The organism is Fluctibacter halophilus, assembly GCF_020687825.1.
GTDB classification, from domain to species: Bacteria; Pseudomonadota; Gammaproteobacteria; order Enterobacterales; family Alteromonadaceae; genus Fluctibacter; species Fluctibacter halophilus.
Map to the genome: position 1 here is coordinate 1,160,230 of NZ_JAJEWP010000001.1, position 20,214 is coordinate 1,180,443.

A 20,214-nucleotide genomic window follows, 5' to 3' on the forward strand; every position below is an offset into this window, starting at 1 on the left:
ATCCGCCATGAAGGTCTACTATTTCTCAATTCAGTTACCTTACAGCCGCTGTCGTATGTTGTACGACAGTGGTCCACCCACCGTGCTATTGACGGCTGACAGTGGAGAGCGTGTGCAACTTCCCACCCGCAATCTGCGTCCGTTCATCGACAGTATGGGCCTCAAAGGGCGGTTCAAACTGGTTGTTGATGACAACAACAAAGTCAAAAGTTTTAACAAAATCAGTCCTGTAACCGGTCAGCAATAGCGGTTGAATAAAATTCAACCTATTGAAAAAGAAAAGGATTGCGAGGGTTTCAACTGGTACGATTTCTTCTTGCTATCCCATGAAAATGATGTAATGATTTTGTGAAATATTTGCGTATTGGTCTATCGGGTCGCCTTGAGCTTAGGCTCTGGTGACAGAGGAGAATAAAAATATGAAGTGTGGACCCCGGATGTTCAAGAAAACCCCTCTCGCGCTCGGTGTTGCCAGCTTACTTGCTGTAGCAGCCACGCCAGCTCAAGCCGTTTCATGGAATGACGGTGATTGGTCTGTCAGTTTTGATTCCACATTTTCATGGGGCACCAGTTTCCGCATGGAAGAACGGGATGACAACCTGATCGGTAAAGCGAACTTAACGTCGCTGGACTGGTCTGGTTACAGCACCACCAACCCGAATTACAATTCAAACTTTGTCTGGGACAACACCCGTGGTACCGGTTCTTATTCGACCAACGGTGATTTGGGTAACCTGAACTTTAATAAAGGTGAAGCGATCTCAACCATCCTGAAAGGCATCCATGAACTGGATATTCGCCATGACAACATGGGTGTGTTCCTGCGTGGGATGTATTTCTACGATTTCGAAATGAATGATCAGGCCCGTGACTGGACTAACCCCTTGACGGGACGTGAGCAAGATCCTTGTAAAGCCAGTGAAGCCAGTGACGAGCTGTGTCAGGATATTCGTTTGCTGGACGCATTCTTCTATGCCGACTTCTATGTAGGCGATGTTCCTGTACAACTGCGTATTGGTGACCAGGTGGTAAGTTGGGGTGAAAGCACATTCATCCAGCACGGTATTAACACCATCAACCCGGTTGATGTTACCCGTGCCTTGGCACCCGGTGCAGAGCTCAAAGAAGTGTTCATTCCGGTTGGGATGGTGTTTGCTTCTGCCGGTTTGACCGACAATCTGAGCATTTCTGCGTACTACCAGTATGAATGGGAACGCAGTCGTCTGCCGCAGGCTGGTAGCTATTTTGCCACCAATGACTTCGCCGGTGAGGGCGGTCAGGCCCAGAACATTCAATTAGGTTTTACCGGTAACCCGGATATTAATCTTGAATACCTGCTGAACAGCCTGAATCAGTTGGGTAATGCCTTTGCTGCAGATCCGACCAATACCGACCTGTTCAGCGCCTACCTGACGTATCCAACGAAGGTGGCTATCCGTGGTTACAGTGACGATGCACACAACGACGCATCTGACAGTGGCCAGTACGGTATCAAAGCGTCGTATTTCTCGTCAGAACTAAATGAAACCGAGTTTGGTCTGTACCTGATCAACTATCATAGCCAGCGACCGTTGATTTCCGGTGTGACATCGGACTTCTCACAAGGTGCGCTGATCGCTGATCTGACCTACATGGCGCAAAACACCATTACACGCGATAACGTGACCGATTTGCGTGCGTTTACCAAGGCGGAATTCTTCTATCCTGAAGACATCAAGTTATACGGATTCAGCTTCAACACCAATATCGGTGAAACGGCATTGGCTGGTGAAATCGCTTACCGCGCAGATGAGCCGCTGCAGATTGACGATGTTGAACTGCTGTACATGGGCATGCCAGAGCAGTTAGCCAACGCAGGTTTGCGTCCTGACCTTGCCGGCATTTCCCAGCTCAACAATATCGACCGTGCCGTAGGCGGTGGAGAGACTGCACAGGGGTGGGTAACTTCTGACACCGTGCAGGCCCAGATCACAGCGACCCACGTATTCGGGCCCACATGGGGGACGGATAACCTGATCATGGTCGGTGAGATCGGTTATGTAGATATTCGCGATATGCCTGATCCGAGTGTGCTGCGTCTGAATGGCCCGGGTACCAACCGTACGCCGTCATTGGAGCCGCTGCGCGACGACCAGGGTAACATCATCTCTACCCGTGAAGGCCTGCACATTGGTTTGTCCGATGGTCCTGAAACCAACCCGTTCCCAACCGATAACGCCTGGGGTTACCGTCTGGCCGCAGTGGCCGACTTTAACAACGTGTTCTCGGGTATCAATTTGCGTGCACGTGCCACATTCGCACACGATGTAGACGGTATTACACCAGACCCAATGTTCCTGTTCGTTGAAGGCCGTAAGTCCAGTAGCCTGGGCTTAACGTTTGACTATCTGAGCAAGATGTCAGCGACGGTTTCTTACAACAGTTACTGGGGTGGTGTTGGCACGACGAACAGTCTTGCCGACCGTGATTACATCGCCTTAGACTTTAAATATTCAATCTAGAGAGCAGCATTATGATGAAGAAATTTGTCCTGGCGACCTCTGCGCTTGCGTTAGCAATGAGCGCCGCGACCCTTCAAGCGAAGGTGTCTGAAGCAGAAGCCGCCAAACTGGGAAGTGAACTAACTCCGCTGGGGGGTGAAAAAGCCGGTAATGCTGATGGCAGTATTCCCGCATGGACCGGAGGTATCACCTCTGCGCCTGCAGGTTATTCTGTTGGGGATTTCCACCCTGACCCTTATGCCGATGACAAAGTATTGTTCACCATCACAGCAGCAAACTACAAAGAGTATGCTGATTACCTGAGTGATGGTCAGAAGAAAATGTTCGAAACCTATCCGGACACGTTCACCATGCCGGTTTACCAAACCCGTCGTTCGGCTTCGAACCCTGAGTTTGTGTACGAAGCAACCAAAAAGAATGCCACCACTGCTGAGCTAGTGCAGGGCGGTAACGGGATTAAAAATGCTGCCGTCGGTGTGCCATTCCCAATCCCACAAAATGGTGTTGAAGCAATTTGGAACCACATTCTGCGCTACCGCGGACATGCGGTTACCCGTAACGGTGGTCAGGCTGCTGTTACCGCTTCCGGCGATTTTAACGTGATTGGCTTCGATGAAATCTTGTTGGTGAAGTATTCAGACAAGGATGCGACTGCTGAAGCGCTGCTGGAAGAAAATATTCTGATGAAGTTTAAGCAGAAGATCACATCGCCAGCCCGTTTGGCAGGTACCGCATTGTTGGTACACGAAACCATGGACCAGGTGCGTGAACCTCGCCAAGCCTGGACCTACAACACCGGTCAACGTCGTGTACGTCGTGCACCCAACATTGCCTATGACGCACCCGGTACTGCGTCAGATGGCCTGCGTACCACTGACGATTTCGACATGTTCAACGGTGCACCAGACCGTTACACCTGGGAGTTGAAAGGTAAAAAAGAAATGTATGTTGCGTACAACAATTATAAGTTGCACAGCAACAACGCCAATTACGGCGACATTCTGAAGCCTGGTCATATCAACCCTGAGCTGACCCGTTGGGAAAAGCACCGTGTATGGGTGGTGGAAGCGAACCTGAAGCCAGAATACCGTCACGTCTACCAGAAGCGCGTTTTCTACATCGACGAGGATAGCTGGCAGGTACAAGTCGCTGACATGTACGACAACCGCGGCGAATTGTATCGTGTTGGTGTCGCATACGGTGTAAATTATTACGAAGTTCCCACCCAATGGTCTACGCTAGACGTATACCATGATCTGAACTCGCGTCGTTACCTGGCGCTGGGACTGGATAATGAAGATCGTGTCTACGATTTCACCGTAACACCAGATGATCGTGAATTTACACCTCAGGCGCTAAGGCGCGAAGGTATTCGCTGATCCTGAAAAACGGTTGGCGATGCCAACCGTTTTCATTTGTAACCTACGAAACAGTGAGTGAGATGCTGAAACAATTCTTACCCGCCTGCGCTTTAGCGCTGACCGTCAGCAGTCATGCTGAACAAGCCTATCAGGCCCCGCTTGTCACTGATTCCCTGCTATTGGATATCGCCCACAACACTGTGCAATCGATCATTGTCGGTGAACGAGGACATATTCTGAGCAGTGAAGATGGCATCCAATGGCAGCAGTCTTCTGTGCCAACCGTTTCCACATTAACTGCCGTTGCTATGGTCGATGAGCACGCTTGGGTCGTCGGTCATGATGCCGTTATCCTGCATAAAGTCGCTGGCGACACACAGTGGCAACGTCAGTATTTCGATCCGGAACTGGAAAAGCCATTACTGGATGTGCTGTTTTTTGACACCCAACACGGTATCGCAATTGGTGCCTATGGTACGTTTTTTCGTACTCGCGATGGCGGTGCTAACTGGCAATCGGAGCGTCATGCCGAATTTCTCAGTGAAGACGACCAGGCCTACCTGAATGATATCCGCCAGGAAAGTGAAGACTTTTATCAGCAAGAATTGTCGTCCATTCTTCCTCACCTAAACCGTGTCAGTCGCGACGGTGATCGTTTGTGGCTGGCCGGTGAAATGGGCTTATTGGCCTACAGTGATGATCAGGGGAGTAATTGGCAACGGATGGAGCTGGATTACTACGGTTCGTTTTTCGATATTCGACGCACCGCAGCGGGCGTTCTGGCCGCTGGCCTCAGAGGTACGCTGTTTCGTCTTGATGAAGCCTCCGAGCAGTGGCAACGGGTACCGTCCGGCTCACAGGCGTCACTGAACAGTATCGTGACCGATAGCGCGCTCAACGAAGCACTGGTGGTTGGCAACAACGGAACATTGGTTTGTGTTACACCGACAGCTCAGGAGCAGGTGCAGTTGGCTGACAATGATGCCGTGGTCAATGCAACGGTGTTCAAAGGCCATTTAATTACAGTCACCGCTGGCGGTGTTCAGACCCTGCCTCTGGATGCTAACTCTTCAACCTGCAAAAAGGTACGTGAGCAACTATGAACAGTTTGATCGACTTTTGTGAAAAGGCCGTATTCCGTCATCGACTGTGGGTCATCGTGGCATTTTTAATTGCCACCGTGTTTCTGGCTTATCAATCCTCGCAACTGAAACTGGATGCAGGTTTCACCAAAAACATCCCGTTAGAACACCAATACATGGTCAACTACATGAAGCACCGCAAGGACTTCGGTGGAGCAAACAGTATTCTGGTGTCGGTGTGCGATCGCAATGGCAATATTTTTAATCAGAACTTTTTCGATACCCTGAAGAATGTGCATGACCAGTTGTTTTTCATCAACGGTGTAGACCGTGCTTTGGTGAAATCTCTGTTCAGTTCTTCGACGCGGTTTACCGAAATTGTTGAAGGGGGCTTCGCTGGCGGACCTGTCATCCCAGCGGACTTCAATTCATCACGCCAGGAAGCGTTGGAGTTGGTATCGCGCAATATCGACAAGGCCGGTATTGTGGGACGCTTGGTGTCAAATGATTTTCAGTGTGCGATGGTCACTGCTCAGCTATTGGAGCTTGACCCTGACACTGGCGAAAAACTGGATACCCTGGCGTTTGCAGACCAGCTTGAAATCCAGCTACGCGACAAGTTTGAGTCTGATCAGATCAGTATTCACATTATCGGCTTTGCCAAAATGATTGGCGATGTCGCCGATGGTGCCAAAGACGTTGTGTTGTTCTTTGCAATCGCCATCGCCATCACCGCTGTCATGGTGTTCTTCTTTTCAAAATCAGTGATGTTAACCTTCCTGCCGCTACTGTGTTCAGTGATCGCGGTGGTTTGGCAAATGGGATTGTTAACCTTGCTCGGTTTTGGCCTCGACCCAATGTCTATTCTGGTGCCGTTCCTGGTGTTTGCCATCGGCGTCAGCCACGGCGTGCAGATGATCAATGCGGTCGGTAAACGGGTTGTGGATGGCGCAGACGCCAAAGTTGCAGCGCAATTGGCGTTTCGTACCTTATTGATCCCCGGTGGGGTGGCGTTATTGTCCGACACCGTCGGCTTTATGACCTTGCTGGTGATTGATATCGGTATTATTCGAGAACTGGCGATCACGGCCAGTTTGGGTGTCGCGGTAATCATCCTTACCAACCTGTTGCTGTTGCCGGTGTTAATGAGCTATGCCCGTTTCAGCGACCGCTATAAAGCACGGTTCGCCGGGAAGGAGCACCGTGCTGACAAGTTCTGGGATACCATTTCACATTGCTCCAATGCCCGTGTTGCTTATGTCATTCTTGCCGTGACGGCAGTATTGTTCTTGTTTGGCTGGCAGCAATCGAAGCAAATGAAGATCGGTGATTTGCATGCCGGCGCGCCAGCATTGCACTCGGATTCACGCTACAATCAGGACACCTTCCTGATCACTGACAAGTACACCATCAGCGTGGACTACATGTCGGTATTGGTAGAAGCGCCGCCTGAGTCCTGTACGTCCTATGACGTGATGAACGCCATTGATACCTTCCAGTGGAAAATGGAAAACATTGAAGGGGTGCAATCGGCAGTGTCACTGGCATCGGTGTCCAAGGTGGTAAACGCGGGTTACAACGAGGGCAACCCTAAATGGCGGGTGTTGCCGCGTAATCAGCAAACCATGGTACAAGCCATATCACGGATCCCAACGTCGTCGGGTCTGTTAAACGGTGACTGTTCGGTGATGCCGGTGATCATGTTTATGGCGGACCACAAAGCGGAAACCATCGATCGGGTGGTCAATGCGGTCAAAGAGTTCCGCCAGGAGTATGAGACCGACGAGCTGAAGTTCAAGCTGGCGTCAGGCCCTGTGGGTGTCATGGCGGCGCAGAATGAGGCCGTGTCCAATGCCCAAACCCCCATGATGATGTATGTGTTTGGCGCCGTCATTTTATTGTGTCTGCTCAGCTTCCGTTCCGTCAGAGCGACATTGTCAGTGGTTATACCGCTGTACGTGGTATCAATTTTGGCTCAGGCACTGATGACCTACCTGGAAATCGGCCTTACCGTATCCACGTTACCTGTGATTGCGCTTGGGGTGGGGATCGGTGTCGACTACGGTATTTATATACTGTCGACCATGAGCGTTAAGCTCAAAGAAGGCATGCCTTGTCGCCAGGCGTATTTCGAAGCGTTGAAAGAGCGGGGCAGTGCGGTGCTGTTTACCGGTATCACTCTGGCCGTTGGCGTCAGTACCTGGGTCTTCTCCTCCCTCAAGTTCCAGATGGATATGGGGATTCTGCTGACCTTCATGTTTGTGGTTAATATGCTCGGTGCAACCATTGTTTTGCCGGCTTTGGCATCACTTTTCTGGTACAAGCAAAAATAATTTTTTGCATAGTTATTACCGTGTTCAACGCAAAAGGGGCCAATTTGGCCCCTTTTTATTTCTCTTTAATGCATAGTTATCTGACGTGTTAAAATCTGGTTAATTTATCCCTTTCAAAGCGGCCTGATTTTAGGGAAAATACGCGCAAATTTAGCAGAAACTGTATATATCTCAGTCTTTTGACTAATCTAATTAGACCCACTGATAAGACCTGTTGGTGGGACTGGTGACCTTTGATACCCAACAACTCGACGACAAGTCACGACAAAGACAAAAACAAGGTACGCTACATGACGGTTGCAACGCACCAACATTCAGTTCTCCTCGATAACGTGTTTACGTTGATCAACAAGAAAGTGCCTAAAGCACACGCTAAGTTGGTTGAACAGTTCTCACGTATCCTGTTCCGGAATATTTCCCAGGACGACCTGGAAAACCGGAATGACAGCGACTTATATGGCGCCACACTCAGCCTGTGGAATGAATTTTCCAAGTACAACAGTGCCAAGCCCAGTATTCGCGTGTTTAATCCTGAAATCGCAAAAAACGGATGGCAGTCATCGCACACCATTGTCGAAATCATCCTCAAGGACACGCCATTTCTGGTTGATTCTGTGCGCATGACCCTCAATCGTTTGGGGATCACTGCCCATCTGTTGTTGCATAGCCCGATTTCTATCAAGCGTGATGCCAAACATCACCTTGTTGAATTTGTCGGAGGGTCTTCAGAGGAACAACCGGCTGAGAAGGGCTATAGTCGCGAAACGGTTTTCCTGATTGAAGTGGATCGCCAAACCACCAAAAAAGCACTGGATAGCCTGTGCGACGAATTGCTGGGTGTGGTCAGTGAGGTTTCTCTTGCCGTTTCTGACTGGCAGCCTATGCGTGACAAGATGTCTGCCATCATCAAGGACTTTAAAAAGCAACCGTTTCCCGGTAGCAAACGGGACCAGGAACAGGCAGTGAAGTTTCTCACCTGGCTAAATGATCATAACTTTACCCTGATGGGGTATCGTTACTATGACGTTAAAGCCATCGAGGGTGATCATCGCTGGGTGCCGCAAAACGATTCAAGTCTGGGCCTGATGAAAAACTCTGTCAGTGATCGTGAGCGAGTATTGTCCAAATTACCCGCGTCTGCACGGGCCGAAGCCCTGAGCCATCATGCGCTGATCCTGACCAAAACCAATACCCGGGCCAAAATCCATCGTCCTGCCTACATGGATTATGTCGGGGTTAAATGCTTCGACAAAGACGGTAACGTCATCGGTGAACACCGTTTCCTGGGTCTGTATTCTGCATCTTTTTACAACAGCAGTGCACTGCAGTTGCCGGTATTGAAAGACAAAATCGATCGTATTTGTGAATACTCCGGTTTCGAGAAAGGCACCCACGCCTACAAAACCTTCCTTAATATCATTGAAACCTATCCTCGGGATGAAATCCTGCAAGGCAGTGCTGAAGAATTGGGACAAATTGTCCTGGGTATCTTCCAGATGCAGGAGCGGGGCATTTCACGGTTGTTCGTGCGTAAAGATGTGTTTGGACGTTATTTCTCCTGCATGGTGTATGTACCTCGGGAGCGTTACAACACGGCCTTACGTAAAGACACCCAGGCGTTGTTGAAAAAGTCATTCAACAGCGACGAAGAAGTGGAATTCACCACATACTTCTCAGAGTCTGTGTACGCCAGAACCCATTACATCGCCCGAGTCAAAGACAACAATGCGGAATACAACGTGAAGGAAATCGAGAAAAACATCATTGAGCTGACCAAGAGCTGGAACGATCGCCTGGCAGCAACTATTCGTTCGAATCACGGTGAAGCCGCGGGCAAAACGTTGGAGAAACGCTACGATAATGCCTTTTCTCCGAGCTATCAGGAACAGAACCTGCCCAGTGCGGCGCTGGTTGATATTGAACGCCTGGAGCGACTCGACGATACCCACACACTGGATATGCTGTTTTACCGTCCTCAGGAAGAGGCCCGCGACAGCAATACGGTTAAACTGAAGCTGTTCCACCGCCACGAACCGATCCACTTGTCGGCCGTGCTGCCGATGCTTGAAAACTTCGGTCTGCGCGTCATTGACGAAAGTCCTTATCGGATCCAATGTGCAGACGGCGTTGTGAACTGGATCATGGACTTCTCCATGTTGCACTCCAACGGCGACAACATGGACATGGAAAAGGCGCAGAACCTGTTCCAGGATGCGTTTGCCAAAGTCTGGCACAACGATCTTGAAGACGATCCCTTCAACCGACTGGTACTTGGCGCAGGTCTGACTGGCCGGGATGTCACTGTTCTGCGTGCTTACGCGAAGTACATGCGCCAGACTGGCAGTTCTTTCTCGATCACGTACATGGCTAATACACTGGCAAACTATCCGGCCATTGCCCGGGTATTGGTGGATTTGTTCGCGCAACGGTTTAATCCGAAGCTGAAACGCTCAGAGAAGAAAGAGCAAGCCTTGCTAAGTTCAGTAAAAGAGCAGTTGGAACAAGTGTCGAACCTAGATGATGACCGTATCATCAGTCGTTACCTGGACATGATCCTTGCTACCTTGCGGACTAACTTCTACCAGCCTGACGAACAAGGCAACGAAAAACCTTATGCGGCGTTTAAGATGCAGCCTGAGTTGATCCCAGACATGCCATTGCCGCTGCCGAAGTTTGAAATTTTCGTTTACTCGCCACGGGTAGAGGGTGTTCACCTGCGTGGTGGCAAAGTCGCACGGGGTGGTTTGCGCTGGTCTGATCGTCTGGAAGATTTCCGTACCGAGGTGCTGGGGCTGGTAAAAGCGCAACAGGTGAAAAACACCGTGATTGTACCGGTCGGTGCAAAAGGTGGTTTTGTGTGTAAAAGCCTGCCGTTCAGTGAAGGTCGTGAGGCGATCCAGGCTGAAGGCCAGGCGTGCTACAAGATTTTCATCCGCAGTTTGCTCGACATTACTGACAACATTGTCAATGGTGAGATTGTACCGCCACGGGATGTCGTGCGTCTGGATGAAGACGATCCTTATCTGGTGGTTGCGGCAGACAAAGGTACCGCAACATTCTCAGACATTGCTAACGGTATCGCCAAAGAGTTCGATTTCTGGCTTGGTGATGCGTTTGCGTCCGGTGGCAGTATCGGTTACGACCACAAGGGCATGGGCATTACCGCCCGGGGTGCCTGGGAGTCAGTGAAACGCCACTTCCGTGAAATGGGCATCGATTGTCAAACCACCGAGTTCACCGCATTGGGTGTGGGTGATATGGCCGGCGACGTATTCGGTAACGGCATGCTGTTGTCTGAGCACACCCGTCTGGTGTGTGCGTTCAACCACATGCACATTTTCTTCGACCCGGATCCGGATGCCAAAGCCACCTACAAAGAGCGTAAGCGTTTGTTTGAAAACCCACGCCTGAGTTGGGACGACTACAACCGCGACCTGATCTCCAAAGGCGGTGGCATCTTCAGTCGAGCGGCTAAATCAATCAAACTGACCCCTGAAATGAAGAAATGGCTGGGTACCAAACAAGCCAGCATGACGCCGAATGAACTGATCCACAATGCATTGAAAATGCCAGTCGATCTGATCTGGAATGGCGGTATCGGTACCTATGTTAAAGGCAGCAAAGAAACCCATTCAGAAGTGGGTGACCGTGCCAATGACGATTTGCGGGTTAACGGCAAAGACGTGCGGGCCAAAATTGTCGGTGAGGGCGGTAACCTGGGCCTGACCCAGTTGGGCCGTATTGAATATGCCGCCAAGGGCGGGCGTTGTAACACTGACTTTATCGACAATGTCGGCGGTGTTGACTGCTCGGACAATGAGGTCAACATCAAAATCCTGCTTAACTCGCTGGTCAATGAAGGGGATCTGACCCTCAAACAGCGCAATGATTTGCTGTACAAAATGACCGACGATGTGGCTGATATTGTTATCCAGGACTGTTATCGCCAGACCCAGAGCATGTCTATCACGCACTTAAGCGGTGCAGGGCAGTTAAAAGAGCAATTACGCTTTATTCATGGCCTTGAGCGTGAAGGTGCGCTGAACCGTGAACTGGAATTCATCCCTAATGACGATGACATTTCAGACCGTCTTGCCCAGGGTAAAGGCCTGACGCGGCCTGAGTTGTCGGTATTGATTGCTTACGCCAAGATGGTGTTAAAAGAAAAGCTCAAGATCCCTCAGATCACCGACAATCCTTATCATGGACGTTTGCTGCAAGAAGCGTTTCCGAAAATGTTGCGCGATAAGTTTGCCCAACAGATGGAACAACATCCTCTGCGCGGTGAAATCATTGCCACCAAATTAACCAACAACATGGTTAATGACATGGGTCTGAATTTCGCCTATCGCATGGTGGAAGAGACCGGCGCAACCATGGAAGAAATCACCACTGCATACGCCGTGGTAAAAGGTATCTTTGAAATGGACGGCCTGTGGCGTGAAATTGAGAAGCTGGACAACAAGATCCCGGCAGATACCCAATTGTCGATGCTCGACAGTATGCGCCGTACCATGCGTCGCGCGGCACGTTGGTACCTGCGTCACGGTGATAAGTCGATGAGTATTGATGAGGCCATCGAGTTCTACCGTTCAACCCATCAGGATCTGAGCAAAAACCTTGAGTCTTACCTGGTTGAAAGCGAATACCAGCAACTGGAAAGTGCTACCGCGAAGCTGGCCGATCAAGGCGTGCCCCAGTCTATTGCTTATCGCGTTGCCAGCCTGAGCAATTTGTTCTCATGTCTGGATCTGGCTCAGGTTGCCAGCACCGAGAAACGCAAAATCGGTCTGGTCGCCAGCTTGTACTACAAATTGGGTCACAAGCTGGAGTTGCATTGGTTCCTTGACCAAATCAACAAACAAACCGTGTCCAACCACTGGCAAGCACTGGCACGGGCATCTTACCGTGAAGAGTTAGACTGGCAACAACGCTCTTTGACCAATGTATTGCTTAACAGCGCAACACCCAAGCAGGATGCTGAACAAATTCTGACCACTTGGATGGAGAGCAATAACATTCTGCTGGAACGCTGGTATCATATGATGTCTGAGTTCAAAACCAGCAGTACCCATGAATTCGCCAAGTTCTCAGTAGCGTTGCGCGAATTGATGTTATTGAGCATTAATGCCAATCACTGATCCCCGGTGATGTGCAGCCGCCCATAATGCCTAAAGCCCTGGTGAACAAACCGGGGCTTTTTTTTACGAGGAACCTGTGAAATGTATTCACTGATAAGAACCGCTTTATTTACCCAGGATCCTGAAAAGGCCCACGACCTGACAATCAACTGGTTAAAACATACCCAGCACACGCCGTTGAAACTGACCTATTGCCAGCACGTTAACGACAAGCCGGTCGAGTGTCTTGGCCTGACATTTCCCAACCCGGTTGGATTGGCCGCAGGCCTGGATAAAAACGGTGAATGCATTGATGCTTTCGCAGCAATGGGATTTGGTTTTATCGAAATAGGAACCGTTACCCCCAAGGCCCAGCCAGGTAACGACAAGCCTCGCATGTTCCGCTTACCACAAAAGCAGGCCATCATTAACCGGATGGGCTTTAACAACAAAGGGGTTGATTACCTGGTTGAGCAGGTGAAACAGTCTCGCTACCAGGGCGTGCTTGGCATCAATATCGGTAAAAACAAAATCACCCCAGAGCAACAAGCGCTGGATGATTACCTGATTTGCCTCGACAAAGTGTTTGAACATGCCAGCTATGTGACGGTCAACATTTCATCGCCCAACACACCGGGTTTAAGAAACCTGCAGTACGGTGAAGCATTGGACAACTTACTGGATGGTCTGAAGCAACGCCAACACAGCCTTAGTCAACAGCACAATAAACACACGCCGTTGCTGATCAAGATTGCGCCGGATCTAAGCCCCGAAGAGATACAAAGCATTGCTGCTTCACTCAACAAAGCCCAGGTTGATGGCGTCATCGCAACCAACACCACGCTGGATAGAAGTGCGGTGCAGGGCTTGGCGCATGCTGATGAGGCCGGTGGCCTGAGTGGTTCGGTATTGCGTGACAAAAGTTTATCAGTGACCCGCCAGCTTCGAGAAGCGCTGGGGGAGGGGATGCCCATCATCGGTGTCGGCGGCATTGACAGCGCAACGGCAGCCAAGACCCGCATGACGGCCGGGGCCAATCTGGTACAGGTTTACACACCGTTTATTTACCAAGGGCCAGCCTTGATCAAACGGATCGTTAACGGGTTATAACGATCCGTTGGCGATCCGCCTTCTCTATTTCAAATTCGTATTAAAAAACAGCAAGATAGCCTTGCTATTTGGGCCAACCGAATGCAGTCTGTTGCAGAGGTAGGAGGGCAATCATGACACCACGCTCAGACTGGTATTGGTACCAACACACAACAACCCAACGAATTGCATTATCTCTTGATGAGGAACAGTGTTTTGTGTCAGCTGTGGGTGCCAAGCAGGTCTGTAAGCCATTGTCAGGCCAGCTGCCGTTCAGTATCGAAGACCACGCCCACTACGCTCGACTCACTGACGCATTAACACAACTCGGCAAGTTCAATGATTTGCAAGTTGCACAAGCCGCCCTCAATGGCTGTGCTGCTCTGGCATTTCACAAACCCATCAGTCACAAAAGTTGGTACGTTGCTGCCCGCCAGCAACATAGCCAGCCCCCGAACGACGATGTTGTGCAATTGATTGGTCAATCAGGCCCTGTCGCAGCACTGGTTCTAGAGCGTGACCAAAGCAGCGCACTTTGTATGTTGCTGGAAGGGCAGATTGATTTGGCCAACGGTAAGACACTGGTGCCTTTTTCCATCATCAGAGTGCTACAGGATCGCCTCCACAGCCTGACGGTTCGACGTCCCTCGGCGCTGTATGCACGAAGCGCCTGACGCTCGCTTCGTTACAATACCGATAAAGCGACGCAAGCCCTTATCTCGTTAGGGAATTTGCCGTATAATCGCCAGCCGTTAACAGTTGGGACGATTATGTACGATTTTTTGGTGACCACATCCAAAGGCCTGGACGGTCTGCTGCAGGACGAGCTACAGCGCTTGTGTCCTTCCGTTACCCTTGCCAGCAAGCCCGGTCAGGTAAGCGGCCACGGTGAATTGCGCGATATTTACCGTATTTGTTTATGGTCCCGACTCGCCAACAGAGTGTTGATCACCCTGGCAGAAGGCAGTGCTGATTGTCCCAAAGATTTGTATGCGCTGGCTCGTGAAGTGCGCTGGCGCAAAGTCTTCAGTGTCGCCGGAACCTTTGCGGTCAGTGTCAACGGCACCAATCGTCAGATCAACAATACCCAGTTTGCTGCCCTGACCATCAAAGATGCCATCGTTGATCAGTTCAGTGAAGAAATCGGCAGTCGCCCCTCGGTGGATAAACAGCAACCGGATGTGCGTATTCATGGCCGTATCCGTCGTGATAAAGGTGCTATATATCTGGATGTCGCAGGCCAAAGTCTGCACATGCGCCACTACCGTCAGCAGACTGGCGAAGCCCCGTTAAAAGAACATGTCGCCTGTGCGATGCTGCTTCGCAGCGGATGGGCACCAGATTGCCGGGCGCCATTGGTCGATCCGATGTGTGGTTCAGGGACGGTCGTCATTGAGGCAGCCATGATGGCGGCCAATATTGCGCCTGGACTGAAGCGACCCCATTGGGGATTTGAGCATTGGCTTGGTCACGATCCTGGCGTTTGGCGAGACTTACACGATGAAGCATTGGCGGCCCGAACGTCACCGCCGTCACCACTGTACGCCAACGATACGGATGAGCGTGTTTTAGGTTTCGCCCAGAGCCATGCTAAGTCGGCCGGGGTTGCAGACTTCATCACCTTCACCCATCAGGATGCCTGTGAATGGGCCGCGCCAGCTGATATCGATAACGGCTATCTGGTCAGCAACCCGCCCTACGGTGAGCGCCTGAGTCAGTTAACCGCATTGCTGCCGTTATTCCAACGCTGGGGTGATCACCTCAAGCATGCGTTTAAAGGTTGGACCGTTTCGCTACTGACATCAAACCGTGACTTGCTGCGTCAGCTAAAATTGGTCGCCAATAAAGAATATCAACTGATGAACGGTAAACTGGAATGTCAGTTGGTTAACTTTGTCTTAGATGAACGCAACTGCGAGGTCAGACCCAATCAGCGAGGCCACTCCGACTTTGCCAACCGGCTCGGTAAAAACCACAAACGTTTGAGCAAATGGGCCCGACAGCAGAACATTGATTGTTATCGCGTTTATGATGCCGATTTGCCGGAATACAACGTTGCAGTAGATTGTTACGCAGATTGGGTGGTGGTTCAGGAATATGCAGCACCTAAAGATGTTCCCGAACAAAAAGCCCGCATGCGTTTGCATGACGTTTTGATGGCAATACCCGAGGTTCTGTCGGTCGACCCTGAACACATTGTGCTGAAAACCCGCGAGCAACAAAAAGGTCGCCAGCAATATGAGAAAATGGCGGCCCAGGGCAACCGTTTGGAGGTTCATGAACACGGCGCCAAGTTCTGGGTTAACCTGACAGACTACCTGGACACCGGTCTTTTTCTGGATCATCGAACCACCCGCCAATGGGTACATCAACGTGCCAAAGATAAAGACGTGTTAAACCTGTTTGCCTACACCGGCAGTGTGTCTGTTCACGCCGCGCTGGGTGGTGCACGATCTGTTACTACGGTTGATATGTCGAACACCTACCTCAATTGGGCCAAGGACAATTTCCGCCTTAATCATTTGCAGGGCCCGTATGCTTTTGTACAAGGGGACTGCACAACCTGGCTGGCAAAGCATCGTCAGCAATATGATTTCATTTTTATCGATCCGCCGTCATTCTCAAACTCCAAACGCATGGACGGCACCTGGGATGTACAACGAGACCATGTGGCATTACTCAAGGCTGCCAAACAATGTCTTCGAGAGAATGGACAAATCCTGTTTTCGAATAACTTGCGCGGGTTTAAAATCGATGAAGCAGGATTGCTTGAAGCCGGCCTTATTGTGAAGGATGTCAGTGCCGCCAGTTTGCCGGAAGATTTTAAGCGCAACCCCCGTATTCATCGCTGTTACGAATTACACCATGTCTGATACCACAAAACCGTTAATCCTGTTCAGCGGCACGTCATGTCCATTGTGCGACACTGCCAAACAAATGATTGATGCAACATTGATTGACGCCGAGCAACTGGTAGAAGTGATCAATGTACGGGATGATCATGACTTGTATCACCAGTACGGCGCCAGGATACCGGTGTTTTATCGCACTGATAGCCGGGAAGAATTACCCTGGCCATTCGATCAGCAACAATTGATAGAGTTTTTATCTTGAACTTACTGCAACTGAAAAACGCCTCTTTAAGCTTTGGTACCCCGCCCATTCTCGATAACGTGGATTTTGTACTGCATGCCCAGGAGCGTGTGTGTCTGGTAGGGCGTAACGGATGTGGCAAATCCACGTTGCTCAAAGTCATCGGCAACGAACAAGCACTGGATGATGGTCAGCGTATCATCACCTCCAATGTACGGGTGTCACGCTTACCCCAGGATCCGCCGGCAACCCTGGACATATCACTGTTTGATTACGTTGCTGAAGGGATGGCCGAAAAAGGGGAACTGCTAAAAGCTTACTTTGCGCAAACACAACGGGTGGCTGAAAATCCGGATGACAGAAACCTGGCAAAGCTTGAGCAACTGCAACACGAACTTGAACACCAGAATGCCTGGCAGTTTGAACAACAAATTCAGCAGGTCCTGACCCAGCTGTCATTGGACGGCAATCAATCACTCAGCGGTCTGAGTGGGGGATGGCGGCGCAAGGCGGCCCTGGCTAGAGCTCTGGCGGGAAATCCGGATGTATTATTGTTAGATGAGCCGACCAACCACCTTGATATCGATATGATCAAGTGGCTGGAGAATGCGTTAAAAGAATACAACGGTGCTATCGTGTTTGTCAGCCACGACCGGGCGTTTATCCGCAGCCTGGCGACACGTATTGTTGATCTTGATCGTGGCCACCTGAACAGCTACCCAGGGAATTATCAGACCTACCTGGATAAAAAGGCTGAAGATCTTGCCAATGAGGCGAATGCCAATGCCGCATTTGACAAAAAACTCAGCCAGGAAGAAGCCTGGATCAGGCAGGGGATTAAAGCGCGCAGAACCCGCAACGAAGGCCGGGTGAGGGCACTCAAAGCCCTGCGTAACGAATATGCACAACGTCGCAACGTTCAGGGCAAAGCGAACATTTCTGTGTCGGGTGGTGATACATCCGGTAAGGTCGTGTTTGAAACCGAACATTTGAGTTACCAGCTCCCCTCAGGCCAGGCTGTGGTCGATAACCTGACCTTTACACTGATGCGCAATGATCGCGTCGCCTTGATCGGCCCAAATGGCTGCGGCAAGAGTACGTTAATCAAGTTGTTGCTGGGGCAACTTCAGCCAACCCGTGGAACGGTAAAGCAAGGCGCCAATCTGCAAGTCGCCTATTTCGACCAGCATCGCGACGCCCTGGATCTGGATAAGCCGGTTATCGACGTCGTTGCCGACGGTAAGCGAGAAGTGAACCTGAATGGTCATAGCAAACACGTCATGAGCTATTTGCAGGACTATCTGTTTACACCAGAGCGGGTCAATTCACCGGTAAGTGCGCTTTCAGGGGGCGAAAAGAATCGATTATTGCTGGCCAAACTGCTCGCAAAGCCCAGTAACGTGTTGATCCTCGACGAGCCGACCAACGATTTGGACGTTGAAACCCTGGAGTTGTTAGAAGATTTACTCGCCGATTATGCCGGTACCGTACTGCTGGTCAGTCACGATCGCGAGTTTGTGGACAACGTGGTAACCCAAAGTTTGTTTTTCGAAGGGCAGGGAAGGATTGTCGACTTTGTCGGTGGCTACAGCGATATCCAGGCATGGTATGCGCTGCAAGGACAAAAAAATCTGTCAGAGGCGGAAACTTCTCAACCGACCACGAGTCCTAAAACCAAGTCTTCACCGCGTAAGAACAAAAAGCTATCATACAAGCACCAGTTGGAACTGGACGCCTTGCCGGAAAAGATTGAACGACTGGAAGCGTCAGTAGCATCAATGCAGGAAAGCATCAGTAATCCCGACTTTTTCAAACAAGATGCCACCACCACACAAACGGTGCTAGCGGACCTGGCCGATGCTGAACAGGCACTGGAAAAGGCGTATGCCCGTTGGGATGAACTCGAAGCACTGCAAGAGTAGTGATATAAGAAGTAAAACAGGATATCGAATGAAATTAAACCGGTTAGCGACAGCCCTGTCCATCACCTGCCTCTGTGCACCCGTTGCAATGGCGGCGAAGTATCGCGTGGTAGAACTTCCGTTACAGGACAAAGCTAAATACACGTTTTCAGCCGCCATCAATGACAGCGGTGATATGTTGGCTCACGGGCAACTGCCTTTCAATCCTCCCATCGACACTTCGTTAGTGAATTTTGAAGATGAAGCCTTAGTTAATAGCCTCACCGATCCCGGTGCAGCAGAAAACGGCATATTTAATGCGGATGATCTGGTCCTGCTGTACAACTACGTAAAAAGTGGTGCTGACAACGCATTATCACAACAACTCGCTGATTATCAGAGCTATGTGTTCGATAGTCAGGAAATCAATGTCGTTCACGGTATCGATGTGTACGATAGCGAGTTGGAAAGCCATACACAGTCAGTAGATATCTTTGCCAGAGACATAAACAACAGCGGTGGCATTGTCGGCAACAGCCCAGATCCCTATCAAAAAGTCGAGTACCAGAATGAAAGCGGTGATGAGTTTACTTTCGTCGTTCACGGTTTTAATCAACGGGGATTTCTATCTCTGAACAATCAAACGACGATTGCTGTTATTCCACCGGAAGACACGTTGGGCGGCGTTTCACAAGCAAACGGAATTAACAACAGTTTCGAAGTGGCAGGTATGGCGTCTATTGGCATTTCAGAGACGTTGCAAGCCGCCGTAGATGATTGTGAAAATGATGAGCAACGGGGTGATTCACCGGTAGAACTGTGTATCAACAACCTGCTAAAAACCAACACCGATGCAGGCTTTGTGCGTCGAGGCATGATTTGGCAGTACGACGCCAATGGCAACCTGATCGATGAACGAGAATTGGGCATGCTGGTAACGCCTGATACTGAAACCAATACCGTCTTAACCAGTCGGGCCGTGGCAATCAATAATAATGGTGTTGCTGTCGGTACATCCCATGATTACTACCAGGGTGATGAGTCCCGCCCACTGGTGTTTGCGGCGATTTTTGATGGTAATGAGGTAAAAGGCATTACCGATCATTCAGAGTATTACACCAGTTATGCCACTGACATCAATGATCAAAATGTAGTCGTTGGTTACGCTCTGAAAATTCTAAGTGGTGGTGAACGCTCGAAGTTTTTTGTACATGATATGCAGGGGGAATCTACGATCTACCCTGATGATTTCTTTGAGTCTTCATCCAGTATTGCCCGCGCCATCAACAATGAAGGGCTGGTTGTGGGCGATGGCGAAGTTGACAGTAACCTGACCGGAAGTCGGCGTCGTGCGGGCTTTATCTACGACATTAATAACGACACGTTTGAAAACATCAACACATTGATTGGCTGCGATTCATCGTACGACATTGTACAGGCCAACGATATCAACGATAACGGTGAAATAGCCGCCACCGCAGTTGTATACCGTGAGCGTATGAACATCGCCGGCGAATTGGATCTGGATGATCGGGGTAACACCATTGAAGAGGGAATGACCGTTGCAGTCAAACTGATCCCCATCCCAGGCGGGGATGTGGACGAGTGCCAGCAAAATGACGTGAAGTATGAGCGCAAAGGTGGGACATTGTCGTTGCTAGGATTACTGTTGTTACCCGTTGTAGCCTGGCGCCGACGCTTGCGTTAACCGGGTAAATAGTCGTAATAAAAGGC

At 50.3% G+C, this 20,214-nt stretch carries 12 protein-coding genes; all 12 read left to right on the forward strand.

The genetic code is table 11. From position 1 onward, the window contains the following. Positions 1-7 precede the first annotated feature (7 nt). Entirely contained in the window at positions 8-247 is a 240-nt protein-coding gene (locus LJ739_RS05380; protein WP_229157791.1) for a DUF2835 family protein, read from the forward strand. A 172-nt stretch (positions 248-419) separates the two neighbouring features. Beyond that, a complete protein-coding gene (locus tag LJ739_RS05385) occupies positions 420-2,501 on the forward strand; it encodes a DUF1302 domain-containing protein (RefSeq protein WP_229157792.1) in 2,082 nt (693 codons plus the stop codon). A gap of 11 nt (positions 2,502-2,512) precedes the next feature. Then, entirely contained in the window at positions 2,513-3,880 is a 1,368-nt protein-coding gene (locus LJ739_RS05390; protein ID WP_229157793.1) for a DUF1329 domain-containing protein, read from the forward strand. Between the two features lie 62 nt (positions 3,881-3,942). Then, a complete protein-coding gene (locus tag LJ739_RS05395) occupies positions 3,943-4,965 on the forward strand; it encodes a WD40/YVTN/BNR-like repeat-containing protein (protein WP_229157795.1) in 1,023 nt (340 codons plus the stop codon). Next, entirely contained in the window at positions 4,962-7,277 is a 2,316-nt protein-coding gene (locus LJ739_RS05400; RefSeq protein ID WP_229157797.1) for an efflux RND transporter permease subunit, read from the forward strand. The genes LJ739_RS05395 and LJ739_RS05400 overlap by 4 nt, the downstream gene beginning before the upstream one ends. A 290-nt stretch (positions 7,278-7,567) precedes the next feature. Then, the gene (locus LJ739_RS05405; protein ID WP_229157799.1) at positions 7,568-12,418 is read left to right on the forward strand and encodes an NAD-glutamate dehydrogenase; all 4,851 of its coding nucleotides are present in this window, start codon (positions 7,568-7,570) and stop codon (positions 12,416-12,418) included. An 81-nt stretch (positions 12,419-12,499) separates the two neighbouring features. Then, positions 12,500-13,507: a quinone-dependent dihydroorotate dehydrogenase gene (gene pyrD, locus LJ739_RS05410; protein ID WP_229157801.1), complete on the forward strand. Its 1,008-nt coding sequence runs from the start codon at positions 12,500-12,502 to the stop codon at positions 13,505-13,507. Between the two features lie 113 nt (positions 13,508-13,620). Beyond that, positions 13,621-14,160 carry a cell division protein ZapC domain-containing protein gene (locus tag LJ739_RS05415; RefSeq protein WP_229157803.1) on the forward strand — a complete coding sequence of 180 codons (540 nt, stop codon included), beginning with the start codon at positions 13,621-13,623 and terminating at the stop codon, positions 14,158-14,160. Positions 14,161-14,256: 96 nt separating this feature from the next. Continuing rightward, a complete protein-coding gene (gene rlmKL / locus LJ739_RS05420; RefSeq protein WP_229157805.1) occupies positions 14,257-16,359 on the forward strand; it encodes a bifunctional 23S rRNA (guanine(2069)-N(7))-methyltransferase RlmK/23S rRNA (guanine(2445)-N(2))-methyltransferase RlmL in 2,103 nt (700 codons plus the stop codon). Beyond that, positions 16,352-16,600, forward strand: a complete 249-nt coding sequence (locus LJ739_RS05425) for a glutaredoxin family protein (protein WP_229157807.1) — start codon at positions 16,352-16,354, stop codon at positions 16,598-16,600. The genes rlmKL and LJ739_RS05425 overlap by 8 nt, the downstream gene beginning before the upstream one ends. Then, positions 16,597-18,501: an ATP-binding cassette ATPase Uup gene (uup, locus tag LJ739_RS05430; RefSeq protein WP_229157809.1), complete on the forward strand. Its 1,905-nt coding sequence runs from the start codon at positions 16,597-16,599 to the stop codon at positions 18,499-18,501. Before LJ739_RS05425 ends, uup begins: the two co-directional genes overlap by 4 nt. A 28-nt stretch (positions 18,502-18,529) precedes the next feature. Next, the gene (locus LJ739_RS05435) at positions 18,530-20,188 is read left to right on the forward strand and encodes a DUF3466 family protein (protein WP_229157811.1); all 1,659 of its coding nucleotides are present in this window, start codon (positions 18,530-18,532) and stop codon (positions 20,186-20,188) included. Positions 20,189-20,214: the final 26 nt, after the last annotated feature.